This window comes from Clostridium sp. AF37-5, from assembly GCF_003477605.1.
GTDB lineage: Bacteria > Bacillota > Clostridia > Lachnospirales > Lachnospiraceae > Eubacterium_F.
Map to the genome: position 1 here is coordinate 178955 of NZ_QUDR01000002.1, position 14056 is coordinate 193010.

General features: G+C 40.8%; 8 protein-coding genes and 1 tRNA gene. 8 read left to right on the forward strand and 1 reads right to left on the reverse strand.

Features of this window, described 5'->3' with window-relative positions; all coding sequences use genetic code 11:
* The gene (locus DW019_RS02365; RefSeq protein WP_118442404.1) at window positions 1–1449 is read left to right on the forward strand and encodes a phosphate--AMP phosphotransferase; all 1449 of its coding nucleotides are present in this window, start codon (window positions 1–3) and stop codon (window positions 1447–1449) included.
* The gene (locus DW019_RS02370; RefSeq protein WP_118442405.1) at window positions 1446–2789 is read left to right on the forward strand and encodes a transglutaminase domain-containing protein; all 1344 of its coding nucleotides are present in this window, start codon (window positions 1446–1448) and stop codon (window positions 2787–2789) included. Before DW019_RS02365 ends, DW019_RS02370 begins: the two co-directional genes overlap by 4 nt.
* A gap of 208 nt (window positions 2790–2997) precedes the next feature.
* Here the strand turns inward: DW019_RS02370 and DW019_RS02375 are convergent.
* A tRNA-Leu gene (locus DW019_RS02375) sits at window positions 2998–3081 on the reverse strand.
* 363 nt (window positions 3082–3444) lie between these two features.
* On the opposite strand from DW019_RS02375, the gene DW019_RS02380 reads away from it, so the two are divergent.
* From DW019_RS02380 to DW019_RS02405, 6 genes are read left to right on the forward strand one after another with little or no spacing between them, the layout of a single operon-like run.
* Window positions 3445–5901, forward strand: a complete 2457-nt coding sequence (locus DW019_RS02380) for a hypothetical protein (RefSeq protein ID WP_118442406.1) — start codon at window positions 3445–3447, stop codon at window positions 5899–5901.
* A 13-nt stretch (window positions 5902–5914) separates the two neighbouring features.
* On the forward strand, window positions 5915–8614 hold the full coding sequence (polA, locus tag DW019_RS02385; protein ID WP_118442407.1) for a DNA polymerase I: 2700 nt from the start codon (window positions 5915–5917) through the stop codon (window positions 8612–8614).
* A 17-nt stretch (window positions 8615–8631) separates the two neighbouring features.
* Window positions 8632–9222 (forward strand): dephospho-CoA kinase, encoded by a 591-nt coding sequence (coaE, locus tag DW019_RS02390; RefSeq protein WP_118442408.1) that lies wholly within the window; start codon window positions 8632–8634, stop codon window positions 9220–9222.
* A gap of 46 nt (window positions 9223–9268) precedes the next feature.
* Window positions 9269–11437 carry a cell division FtsA domain-containing protein gene (locus tag DW019_RS02395; RefSeq protein WP_242989443.1) on the forward strand — a complete coding sequence of 723 codons (2169 nt, stop codon included), beginning with the start codon at window positions 9269–9271 and terminating at the stop codon, window positions 11435–11437.
* A gap of 12 nt (window positions 11438–11449) precedes the next feature.
* On the forward strand, window positions 11450–13222 hold the full coding sequence (locus tag DW019_RS02400; RefSeq protein ID WP_022376727.1) for a sensor domain-containing diguanylate cyclase: 1773 nt from the start codon (window positions 11450–11452) through the stop codon (window positions 13220–13222).
* A 31-nt stretch (window positions 13223–13253) separates the two neighbouring features.
* Window positions 13254–14051 (forward strand): MBL fold metallo-hydrolase, encoded by a 798-nt coding sequence (locus tag DW019_RS02405; RefSeq protein WP_022376728.1) that lies wholly within the window; start codon window positions 13254–13256, stop codon window positions 14049–14051.
* The last annotated feature ends 5 nt before the right edge of the window (window positions 14052–14056 follow it).

Below are 14056 nucleotides of genomic sequence, written 5' to 3' on the forward strand. Positions count from 1 at the left end.
ATGCTTGATAAGGTAATGATGGAGCGAAAAGAAGTTCGCAAAGACTATGATGAGAGACTGGCACATTTAGAAATTCGTATGGGAGAACTGCAGCGGCAGTGCCGGAGTATGGGGATTCCGATTGTTATTGTGTTTGAGGGGTTTTCTGCGTCCGGAAAAGGAACAATGATTGGACGGATGATTCGTCCTCTTGACCCAAGAGGTTTTCAGGTTTTTACGATGGAAAAGGAAACGAAAGAGGATAAAAGGCATCCATATTTATGGCGTTATGCGACGAAAATGCCGGCAAAAGGAAGAATTCATATTTTTGATCACAGCTGGTATCAGGGGTTCCCGGATATTTTACAGGCGGACGAAATCTGCCGGTACGAAAAGCAGTTTACCGACGATGGAGTTGTTTTGATTAAGTTTTTTCTTGCTATTACAAAAAAGGAGCAGAAAAAACGGTTAAACCATTTGGCAGGCAGTGAGGACACGAGCTGGCGTGTCAAAGAAAAAGACTGGAAAAATAATGAGAATTATGACAAATGTTTCTCACAATTTGATACTATGCTGGTACAGACCGATACGGCAAATGCGCCGTGGACAATTGTCGAGGCAATGGACAAAAAATTTGCAGTAGATAAAATTTTAACGACAATTGTAAACGGGCTGGAGCAGGCGGTCGAGAAGAATCAGAAAAAAGGAAATCCGGAAACGGATTCTAAAAGTGAGGATACAGATGCATATCTGCAAAACAGTGTGTTAAAAGGTGTGGATTTGACGCTCTCTTTGACGCCTGAGGAATATAAGAAAAAGAAAAAAGATTTGCAAAAGCGGATGGAGAAACTTCACAATCAGATGTATTTGCAGCGTGTGCCTGTGGTGCTAGCATTCGAAGGCTGGGATGCCGGTGGAAAAGGCGGTGCCATTAAGCGCATTACCCAGTGTATGGATGCGCGTGGTTATGAAGTGGTGCCAATTGCTTCGCCAAATGATATCGAAAAAGCACATCATTATTTGTGGCGGTTCTGGAATCATTTTCCAAAGGACGGACACATGGCAATTTTTGACCGCACCTGGTATGGAAGAGTGTTAGTTGAGCGTGTGGAAGGTTTTGCCACGGAGGAAGAATGGAAACGTGCTTATCAGGAAATTAATGATATGGAAGCCCATTTGGTAAAATCCGGTACAATTGTTTTGAAATTCTGGATGCACATCGACAAAGATGAGCAGGAAAAACGCTTTAAGCAGCGAATGGAAACGCCGGAAAAACAGTGGAAAATTACAGATGAAGACTGGCGCAACCGTGACAAATGGGATGACTACGAAAAAGCAGTCGATGAGATGATGTTACGCACATCGACGACAGAAGCCCCATGGCATATTATTGAGGCAAATTCCAAGTTATACGCAAGGATTAAAGTCCTTGAAATTGTTGTGGAGGCATTGGAAAAGAGGTTAGAATGAATACAAATCAGAAAATCCGAAGAATCGGAGGAATTGTTGTTTTATTAATTTTATGCGGTATGCTTTTGCCTGTATTTTGTAAAAACAGCAGGGCGGCAGAGGTGACGCATTATTATGTTTATCTGGATGACGCCCGCTATGAGGTGACAAAGGACGAGTATGCGAGAATTTACGGAAGCCAGTCAGATACCGATGTGCTGGTTTCGATTTTAAGAGAAATCTTAGGAGAGCGCATGCCGGCATCCTTTTCCGTTGTGTCTGGAGAGGTAACGACAGAAAACAGCGACAGTACCTACGGCAATTCGGATTTTTTGATTGAAAATGGCAGATTGATTTCTTATCGGGGAAGCGATACGACCGTAACCGTACCAAATACGGTAACGGTGGTTTCTTCGCTTGCCTTTTATAACAATTCAAAGGTGAAGAAAATTATTCTTCCGTCAAGTGTAACGACAGTTGAAAAGTATGCTTTTGCCAAATGTTCATCACTTCGTGTGATTTCTTTTCCAAAAGAAACTGTTACATTGATAGACAATATCCTTTATGACTGTGGAAAAATCTTAAATTTTGCAGCACCAAAATTAAGTAAGGCGTATTCGTATGCCGAGAAAAAAGGAATTGCCGTTACGACAACAAACAAAATTAAATTTGCATCTTCCCATATTTACCTTCTTGCGGGTGATACCGACACGATTCCTTTGCTCAACTGCATTAATACAGTAACGTATAAGAGTAAGAAAAAGAGTGTGGTATCTGTTACAAAAAGCGGTAAAATTCGTGCAAAAAAGAAAGGAACCACCATAATTCAGGCATCTGCCGGCGGTAAAAAATATCAGTACAAAGTAACGGTATACGGAAAAGCAGTTGGAAAACGGGTAAACCAGATTATTAAATCGGTTATTAAAAAAGATATGACGAATTATCAAAAAGTACAGGCAGTACATAATTGGATGATTCGAAATGTAAAATATGATTATTACAGTCTCAAACGCGGATATGTACCGAGTGTATCCCACACAGCAAAGGGAGCACTGCTGAAAAAAGTGGCAGTGTGTGATGGTTATTCGCATGCCTTTCAGATGGTGATGCGTAAACTTAAAATTCCGTGCCGCTTTGTAACCGGTTCAAGCGGTAGCGTCGGCCATGCATGGAATATGGTGAAACTTTCCGGTAAGTGGTATCACATTGATGTGACCTTTGACGACCCGATTATCAATGGCACAAACACCAACAAAAAACCGTATTATACATACTTTTTGAAATCGAGTTCGGTGATGAAAAAAACACATCATTTTACTGCATCGAAATACCCAAAATGTAACAGTAAAAAATATGACTAATTTTTTGGGCTCCGTAATTTAGAAAAAAGACTTTGCGTCTCGTGAGTGGTCAAACCCACGAGTCACAATGTCTTTTTTCTAAATTACTGGAATCCCAATAAATTGTCATTAAATATTTGCTACAAGCAAATTATTTTAGAATCTAATTCGTTAAATAAAAAAGCACTAGAAACAACGTTTTTCGTAGTTTTTAGTGCTTTTTAGTGAGTGCGGATGGCGGGACTTGAACCCGCACGATGTCACCACCGCAAGATTTTGAGTCTTGTGCGTCTGCCAATTCCGCCACATCCGCTCACAACGATATTTACTATACCATCCTTTTTTTAATGTGTCAACACTTTTTTAGAAAAAAAGTTAGTAAGTTTGATTATGTTTGTGACAAATGTTCGCTGCCGGTTCCTTTGGATTTCAGTAATTCCGTAGAAAAACTTTGCGACTCGTGGGTTTGAGTACGTCGGTATGTGGCACTGGTAGTTTCAGTGCCCATACCGCTACGCACTCAACGAGCGAGAGTGCCCACGAGACGCAAAGCTATTCTACGAAATTGCGGAACCCAAACAATTCCCACAAACTTTTCTTTTTATATTGTGTTTCAACACATTTACGTGTAAAATATAATTTATCATGAATTAAGTTATATTAGAAGGGAGAACTTATGAGAAAACGTAAGTTAAAAAAAGGATTAGCATGGATTTTAGCATGTGCATTATTTATGGGGATGACCCCGGTGAATACGCAGGCGAAGGAACAAAAAAACAGAGAAATTGTATTATTTAATGCAAATGTGACTTCAGGTGGAAGTGTGACCGGAGGGGCAGCTACGATAGAGCCTACGGCTGAACCAAAAGAAATTGTTACGGTAACACCATTTTCCGGCTTGTGGAAGTATTATGGACAGAAGCGTACCTTTATCAGAGATGTGCATTACGCAGTATCCGATGAAAAGGATTTGCCGGATGGAGTTACACTTACGATTTCATCGGAAACTGCCGGAAAACAGCAGTTTGTGTTAAAGGATGAAAGGAGCAGTGATGAGAAACAGAAAATTTCTTATCAGCTGGCAAAAAATGCTCCGGCTTATGAAATTCGTGCTTATCATACGAATGCGGTGGCAAAGACGGAAAAAGGTACAATTAATATTGCAGACAGGACAGGATTGACAGACGATAAGGTTGAGATAGAAGCACCGGCAGGCTATCGAATCAGCAGTCAGGCTTCAGTGGATGCAAATTGGGCAGATACGATGTCTGTGACGTTGACAGAAGGAAAAAATGAGATTGCTTATTATTTAGCATCGAAACAGGCAGATGCGACAAAGAATGCGATTGATACGACAAAGAAAACGATTACAATTGTAGCTGATTTTACAGCACCACAGATTACATCGGTTTCCGGTTTTGACAGTGATACCGATACGACTTCTTCCGGATTGATTACCGGAAATGAACCGGGTAAATTTTATTATGTGGTACTGCCAAAGGCGTTAGGCGAAGAGGCAGAGAAAGAAAGCGGTGGCATGACAACAAAATTTATATTGTCGCGTGTGACTTCTCATTATGGGATTGTTGGTTATGGAAGAGTAGATGGTGCAAAAGCTTCTAATTTTTCATTTAATGGACTTGCAGCGGAAACGGAATATGTAATTTATTCTTTTATGACAGATGATGCAGGAAATGAATCGGCAGTGGCAAAAAGTGCGGTCTTTACGACTGACAAAATGGCAATTGCCGGAAGTGTGGAAATAACCGGAACACCGGCAATTGATGAGACGCTTACCGCAAAACCATCACTGGATTCAGTGGATCCGGGTGAATTGTCTTATCAGTGGTATCGTGTAAAAAAAGCAGAGGATGCAGAGAGTTTTGAGTCCGTGTTAGATGAGACAGGCGGAGCCGAAGAAGACGATTTGGAAGCGGAAGACGATGATGACGAAGAAGATGACAGCGATGACGATGGCACGTATGAGTTGGATGCCATTCATAAATTTGCGACAAATGCAAAAGAAGAAGATGATGTCACGACCATTGACGGAGCGGCAGCAATTAAAGGAGCAACCGGGCTTACCTACAAAGTGACAAAAGAAGATATCGGATATCGTTTAATTTGCCAGGTGAAAGCAAAGAAATATTCCGGTTATCTGGCAGGACAGACAACGACCTATGTGCCAAAACTAATTCCGGAGATTCCGAAAGTGACACTTGGAAGTTTTGTATATTCAAACAAGAAAAAACTTTCTTCAATTCGTCTGCCGGAGAGATTTAGCTGGGTAGATAGTACGATTGTGCCGGTTTATGGAAATTCCGGCTATCGTGCGAAATATGTGCCGGAAAATACAGCAATGTACCGTACGGTGATTATCCGTGTGAAAGTTCCGGTTAAGAAAAAAGCTCTGACAAAGAAAATGATTCGTTTGAAAAAGAAATATGCTTATGAAGGTAAGGCAATCAAAGGAAACGAAACGGTTAAGGATGGAAAAGAGGTGCTTGATTCCGGAAAAGATTACAAGGCATCTTATCAGAATAATAAAAATTTAGGAAAAGCAACAATTACGATTAAGGGAATCGGTAATTACAAGGGAACAAAAAAAGTTTCTTATACCATTGTGAAACGTTCGGTTCGCTCGGTAACTTGTCATTATAAAAAGGCAAAGAGTTATACCGGAAGATGGGTGAAACCAAATGTGACGTTGAAGGTGGGGAAAGTAAAATTAGAGAAAAATAGAGACTATACATTGGTGTACCGGAATAATCTTCAAATCGGAAAAGCATCGGTTGTTATACAGGGCATGGGCAATTTTACCGGAAAGAAAACCATTTCCTTTAAAATTGTGCCGCAGACACCGAAAATTCAGAAATTGAAGAAAAACAAGAAATCGTTTGCGATTACTTATTCGAGTGGGAAAATGGTACATGGGTACCAGATGGAAGTTTCGACGGCATCTTCCTTTGCTGCGAAAAAAACACAGAAATACATATTGAACGGAAACCGTTTTGAAGCGTACGGTCTGAAAAAAGGAACGTATTATATCCGTGTGAAAGCATATTACAGCAAAAAAGGAAAACGCTATGAGAGTGGTTACACAAGCAAACGGAAAATAAAAATCAAAAAATAAAGAGGTCAAAAAATTGGAAAACAAACTTGTACTGATTGATGGAAACAGCATATTGAACCGTGCCTTTTATGGCGTGCCGGATTTAACAAACCGCGAGGGCTTGCATACAAATGCGATTTACGGATTTTTAAATATTTTGTTTAAAATATTGGACGAAGAAGAGCCATCGCATTTGCTAGTAGCGTTTGATGAAAAAGCACCGACTTTCCGCCATAAAATGTACGAAGAATACAAAGGGAAAAGAAAACCGATGCCGGCTGAATTGAGTGAACAGGTGCCGGTAATCCGAAATCTTCTTCAAGTGATGAATATCCGTATTTATGCGGAAGAAGGCATTGAGGCGGATGACATTTTAGGAACGATGGCGAAAAAAGCGGAGCAGGAAGGATATCTTGTTTCGATTGTATCCGGTGACCGCGATTTGCTGCAGTTAGCGACGGATACTATTTTGGTCCGCATTCCAAAAACGAGTCGTGGAAAGACGGTTGTCGAAGACTATCATACAGCGCAGGTAATTGAAAAATACAGTGTTACACCATCTCAGATTATTGATCTCAAAGGGCTGATGGGAGATGCTTCAGATAATATCCCGGGTGTTCCGGGAATTGGTGAGAAGACAGCAGTTAAAATTCTGACGATGTTTGGTACGGTTGAAAATGCGATTGAGCATGTAGAAGAAGTAACACCAAATCGTGCGAAAGAGGCGTTGAAGAACCATGTGGACATGGCAAAAATGAGTAAAGATTTAGCGACTATAAGGACAAACTGCAAATTGGGAGTGGTGCTTTCAGAGTGTACGTTTGAGGATATGTTTAACGAAAAAGCATACCAGATGATTCAGTCTTTGGATTTGAAATCCATTTTAAAGCGATTTTCGGAGGATACCGGCAGAGATAAAAAACTGGAAAAATATTTTCAGGTAATTGAGACAAAAAAAGACTGGCTCTCTTTTGTGAAGACAATTGAAAAGAAAGAGCCGGTAGCGGTCAAGGCCGTTTTTCGAAAGGATGCTGCAGTAACAACGAGTGCCAGCGGACAGATGACGTTATTTATGACGGAGGCAGATGGAAGACTTTTAGGTATGGCGGTTGCTTTTTCCAAAGAAAAGATTGCTTTTTGCAAAGTGGGCGATGATTTGTCCGAATACGATATTACAAGTGAAATCAGTAATCTTTTGAAAACACATATATTGGTTGCCAATGATTTAAAGAGTCAGTTAGATTTCTTACCGGATGCAAAACCGGAAAACTCCTATGATACGAATCTGGCTGCGTATCTGTTAAGTCCGGTTCAGAAAAAGTTTGGAGAAGAAGAGATTGCAGAAAACTATGCATCTGTTTTGATGCACCCATATGAACAGTTTTTTGGTAAACAGCCGGAAGAAACTGCCTTTTTAGAGAAAGAAGACGAGGCAGTACGTTACTTTAGCTACTGTGCACTGGTAAATGCGCTTGCATATCCGAATCTTTCCAAAGAATTGAAAAAACAAAAAATGCAGTCATTGTTTGAACGGATTGAGATGCAGCTCTTATTTACCCTTTATGACATGGAAAAGGTGGGGATTTTAGTGGAAAAAGAGGCATTGCATGAATATGGTGCAAAACTTGGTGAGCGCATTTCTGAACTGGAAGCGGATATTTATGAGCGTGCCGGGGAGTCATTTAACATCAATTCACCGAAACAGTTAGGTGTAATTTTGTTTGAAAAAATGCATATGCCTTATGGAAAGAAAACAAAAACAGGATATTCCACTTCAGCAGAAGTTCTTGAAAAACTCCGTTTTGAGGATCCGATTGTGGAGATGATTCTGGAGTACCGCCAGCTTACGAAGTTGAAATCTACTTATGCAGATGGATTAGAGAGTGATATCGATGAAAAAGATGGCAGAATCCACACAACATTTAATCAGAATGTGACGGCAACCGGACGTTTGAGCAGTACTGAGCCGAATTTGCAAAACATTCCGATTCGTATGGAACTTGGCAGACAAATCCGAAAAGTTTTTGTCCCACAGGACGGATACGTTTTCTTGGATGCCGATTACTCACAGATTGAATTAAGAGTGCTGGCACATATGTCAGAGGATGAAACTTTGATTGAAGCTTACCGGGAAAATGCTGATATTCATCGAACGACGGCAGCACTTGTCTTTCATACGCCTTATAAAGAGGTGACAGAACTGCAAAGGCGGAATGCAAAAGCAGTTAATTTTGGAATTGTATACGGAATCAGTGGATTTGGTTTGTCGCGCGATTTGAATATTTCAAAAAAACAGGCTGAAAAATATATTGAGGATTATTTTGAAACGTATCCGGATGTGAAACGGTTTATGGACGAACTGGTGGAGCAGGGCAAACAAAAAGGCTATGTGACATCTTTGTTTGGAAGAATCCGCCCAATTCCGGAATTTGCGTCGAAAAACTTTATGCAGCGCCAGTTTGGTGAACGCATTGCGATGAATTCTCCGATACAGGGAACGGCGGCGGATATTATTAAAATTGCGATGATACGTGTGCACAAGAAATTAAAAGAAGGCAATTACAAATCCCGTCTGATTTTGCAGATTCACGATGAACTTTTGATTGAGACACACAAGGATGAAATTGATGAAGTAAAACAGATTTTGGAAACAGAAATGGTTCATGCCTGCGATTTGGCAGTGCCTTTGATTGCAGAGGTGAAGCAGGGAATAAATTGGTATGAGGCAAAATAAAACCAAGGAGAAAGAAAATGGTAATTGGTATTACTGGCGGCGTAGGCTGTGGTAAATCAACGGTGTTAAATCTACTGGAAGAAAAATACGGGGCAAAGATTATTGAGGCGGATGCCCTCGGTCATGAAGCACTGAAACCGGGGACGGAGCCTTATCAAAAGATTTGCGATACATTTGGTGTTGACATCACAGGAGAGGATGGACAGATTCTGCGTCCTTTGCTTGCGGATAAAATCTACCAGGATGACAACGGCAGAGAGCGGCTAAATGCCATTGTACATCCCTTTGTGAAAGAACAGATTTGTAAACAATTAAATGAATGGAAGGATGAGCCGGTTGTCTGCTTAGAAACGGCAATTTTATTTGAAACCGGATGTGACACGCTCTGCGATATAATCTGGGCGGTTGTGACAGACAAAGAACTAAGGATTCAGAGGCTTATGGAATCGAGAGGATACTCCCGCGAAAAGACAGAATCCATTATGAGAGTGCAATTATCGGATAAAGAATGGGAAAAACGATGTGATGCACTGCTTGTGAATAATGGAAACCTGCAAAAGCTGCAAGAAAGAATCGAAGAATTACTAGTCAGAAAGACAAATTTGTGATAGAATAATGGATATGTAGAATCTTTGATGAGGGAACAAGGTGAAAATGATGAACGCAGAAGACAATAAGCTTGTATTTGGATTGGATATCGGAACGAGAAGCATTGTGGGAACGGTTGGCTACCGGATTGGTACAGACCGTTTTGTTGTGGTTGCTCAGGAATCCATTGAGCATACGACGCGTGCCGTGATTGATGGACAGATTCACGATATACCGACCGTAGCAGATACGATTTATAAAGTCAAAGAGCGTTTGGAAAAGCGTGTGAGAGAACCTTTATCGGACGTCAGCATTGCGGCTGCCGGAAGAGTGTTAAAGACAAAGCGCGTCAAAGCCCGCTATCAGTTTAATTCAGAGACAAAGGTGACGGAAGACCATATTCGTTCTCTGGATATGATGGGTGTGGAACAGGCTTATGATGAAATAAGAAAAGAGCAGACCGACAGTGGAAAGAAGTTTTTCTGTGTCGGCTATTCGATTGTAAAATATTATTTGAATGGCTACCCGATGGAAATGATTGAGATGCATATGGCAAATTACATCGAGGTAGAGTTGATTGCAACTTTTTTGCCGGAAGAGGTTGTGGATGGCTTGTATTCGGCTGTTGAGCTTGCAGGATTGCATGTGGCAAGTCTGACGCTTGAGCCAATTGCTGCGATTAACATGGCAATTCCGGAAAAATTCCGCCTTTTGAACATTGCGCTTGTGGATGTCGGAGCCGGAACAAGTGATATTTCGATTGTAAAAGATGGAAGTATTATTGCATTTGGCATGATTCCGCTTGCCGGCGATGAAGTGACGGAGGCGATTGCTAAGAAGTATTTGACAGACTTTGAGACTGCAGAGTACATAAAAAGAGCCTGTGAGCGTAAGAAGAGTGTTTCTTTTAAGGACATATTTGGAAGCAAAATTCAGGTAACAAAAGAGGATATTGCACAGATATCTGAAGACGCTGTGAAAAATATTACCAAAAACATTGCCGATCGTATTTTGGAATTGAATGGCGGTCAGTGTGTTAGTGCGGTATTTGTTGTCGGTGGAGGCGGTAAGCATGAGGGATTTACCGAGAGTCTCGCACATTATCTGGGATTGCCAAATGAGCGTGTGGCAATACGTGGTGCAGAGGTACTTTCACAGGTTCAGTTTGAGCAGGAGGGAATCCGCAAAGATTCCACATTAGTGACACCGCTTGGTATTTGCATGACTTATTATGAGCAGAAAAATAACTTTATCCATGTAATGGTAAATGAGCAGCGTGTGAAATTATATGATAATGGCAAGGTATCGGTGTTAGATGCTTGTGTCAGCTATGGTTTTTCCAAAGATAATTTGTTCCCGATTCGCGGCGACAGTATTCATTATACGGTAAATGGTGAAACCCGGGAAAAGAAGGGAAGAGTTGGCGAGGTGGCTGAGATCAAGAAAAATGGCACACTAGTCAGTTTGAATGATAAAGTAGAGGAAAATGATACGATACAGATTCGGCCTTCCACAAAGGGAAGTACTGGAAAATTGTTAATCAAAGAGATTCCGGAGTGCAATGCGGAAATTACCGTGACTTTATTTGGAAGAAAACTGTTATGTCCAAAGTTAGTTGAGGCAAATGGTGAGGTGGTATCCTCGTTTTACGAAGTCAAAAACGGAGACGAAATCTGTACCTATGATTATTATTCCGTTAAGAGATTGTTAGAGTTTGCCGGTATGGATGTTGAAACTTTGGTTCTTTTGAATGGAAGAGAGGCTGGCGCATCAGCAAAAATTGTTGACGGTGATGTAATTACAAAAAGACCGGTTATTAAGCCGGAAGAGCCGGAAAAAACAAGAGAAGAAACGATGCAGGAGCAGATGGATGATGATCCATTGTTGGCACCGTTAAAACCGATGCCGGATTGGATGAGCGATGTCCCGTTCGATACGGCAAAATTAGGAGCGGACGGAGAAGTGATTCCGGGTGCAAAGCAGTTACGGCAGGAGAAAACGATTTCTACACCGGTAGAAGAAGTGACGGGACCTGTATTTGTTACGATAAATGGTGATGTGGTCGAAATGCCACATAAGAAAAATCCGATTTTTGTCGATGTGTTTGATGTATATCCGTTTGATATGACAAAAGCGGGAGGAACGCGTTTAGTAACTCGAATTAATGGTGAAGACAAAGATTTCACAGAGCCTGTTCATGATGGTGATAGGATTGAATTGTTCTGGGAGTCTTAAGGGAGGCTTGGCATGGAAGAAAAAATTAAAGAATTCTGGAAACAAAAACAAGTTGCGTTTTATCACATTTTTTTGGATGTTATGCTTTTGATTTACTGTATTAGTTTTTATTTTGCAGGGAATCAGGTAGTAACTATCCGGTATGTGATTCTTTTTGTATACGCTTTGTTGTGTATTGTGACAGAATTAGTACATAATCGCCATATGCAGAAAAAATATGTTCATTCCAAGCGGATAATTCAGGTAGAAAAAGTGTATTGCTTTTTGCGGCCGGCACTTGGATTGGCGTATTATTATATGGCAGAGACAAAATTAGAGGGAATTATTTTCCTGATACTGTTCCTGATTTATTTCTTTGAGCTTTTTTACAGTGTTGCTCTTGGGAAAAAGGCTCATCGGGTTATTATTTACGTGACTTATATCTGTCTGTATGGTATGATATCCTTTGTTATGCTTGTTGTGTTAGCACAAGATAACTTAAGCCGTGTTACGGTTGGAATTGCTATCCGTGAACTTGTGACGGTATCGGTTGTGCTTGTTTTAATTGTGGTAGTCAGTGAAATGATGTCTCACATGTGGGATTTTTTTGAAAAAGATATTTTCCGCCAGAACCGTGCACTGGAAGATTTAAATAAAGTCAATGATAAGATGAAAGAACAGCAGGAAAAAATCAACCGGGTAAATGAAAAATTAGGAGTTCAAAAAATCGAATTACAGCTTGCAAATAAAAAGATTAACCGTTCGCATGATGAAATGTCGGTGCAGAATGAATTGTCATCCATTATTATATCATCAATCGAGATAAAGGATATGTTAGATAAAATTGTTGATATGATACAGGTTCGATTGGATTTGGATGTTGTTGTAATTGTTTTGGAACAGGATCATGAACTTTATGTTCCGGGAATGGAAGAAGAACAGCGGCGGGTGTATGCCATTTCCTGTGTGTTAGGAGATGAATTCAAAAAGAAGGTGATTGAATCCATTGAACATACGGATATGTCAGAGATTCTCCGCATGACTCAGACTTATATACAAAATAATGTTACGGATTCTGTGCAGTTATTTACTAAATTAGAGGGTAAACAGGAACTTCCATCGGTGGTATGCCTGCCAATCCGAAATCAGGAAGAAAGACTTGGCACACTGTTTGTTGGAAAGAACAAAGAAAATACCTTTATGGACAGCCGTGCGTTCTATGAGAATATTGCCAGCCAGATTAGTATTGGTGTTGCCAATGCACGTCTTTATGCGAAGATGAATGATATGGCAATCCGAGATGGTTTGACAAGAATTTATAACCGCAGACACTTGACGGAGCTATTAAGAAAGTATTTGGCGGAAGCTATGACGAAAAAAGTGCCGGTTTCACTTGCACTTTTTGATATTGATAAATTTAAAATGGTGAATGACACCTATGGACATCAGTGCGGTGACGAAGTGATTCGTTATGTGGCTTCGTTACTAAATCGTGGAGCACTCAAGCATGGCGGTATTGCCGGACGCTATGGCGGTGAGGAATTTGTTGTAGCATTCTTTGAAAAAGATTTGGATGAAACGTATCATATCGTTGAGGACATTCATAATCAGATTCGGAGTGAGGAAGTTGTTTACGAAGGAAAACATATTTCAGTTCGTGCCAGCGTTGGTGTGGCAAGTTATCCGCAGACTTGCGCCAATCCGGGAGAACTTTTGACAAGAGCAGACTGGGCGATGTATCATTCCAAAAAGAATGGACGTGACCGGATTACAATTGACAGTGAGAAGATAAGTTCTCAGATGTAATATAAAATGAGACAAATTGAGGTGGAAACACATGCAGTTATATAGTATTGCCAGCGGAAGCAGTGGCAATTGTATTTATGTCGGTGGCGAAGAAGCCCGGATTTTAATTGATGCAGGGATTAGCATGAAACGGATTCGGGAGGGCTTAATGGAGGAAAATTTTCCGATAGAAAACCTTCATGCCATTTTTATTACACATGAGCATACCGATCATATTTGTGGTTTAGGACCGGTACTGCGCAAGTACCAGATTCCTGTTTATGCTACGAAGGAAACGATTGAGGCAATATGGGAAAAAGGTGATATGAAAGGTGTTTCCGAAGATTTGTTCCATGCGGTTGTGCCGGAAAAGGCGGTTTCGATTGAAGATATGGAGATTATGCCGGTTAGAATTTCCCACGATGCGGCAAATCCCGTTTGTTATACGGTGCAGTCAGAATCGAAAAAAATCGGAGTTGCAACCGATATGGGCTGCTTTTCCAATGAAATCGTAGACCATTTGAAAGACTGCGATTCCCTGCTTTTAGAGGCAAACCATGATATTAACCTGTTGCAGGTTGGCAGTTATCCGTACTCACTTAAAATGAGGATTCTCGGTGAAAAGGGGCATTTGAGCAACGATGCCTCGGCAAGACTGATTGAAAAAGTGCTGCATCCCGGTTTGCAGCATATTTTACTGGGTCATTTGAGCAAGGAAAATAATTTTCCGGAACTTGCCTATCAGACCGTAAGTTATGAATTGGAACAAAACCCAGTTTGGAAAAAGATGGATACAGAGTTGTTAGTGGCAGACCGTATGGCGCCGACAAAACTGTTGACGATACAATAATTATG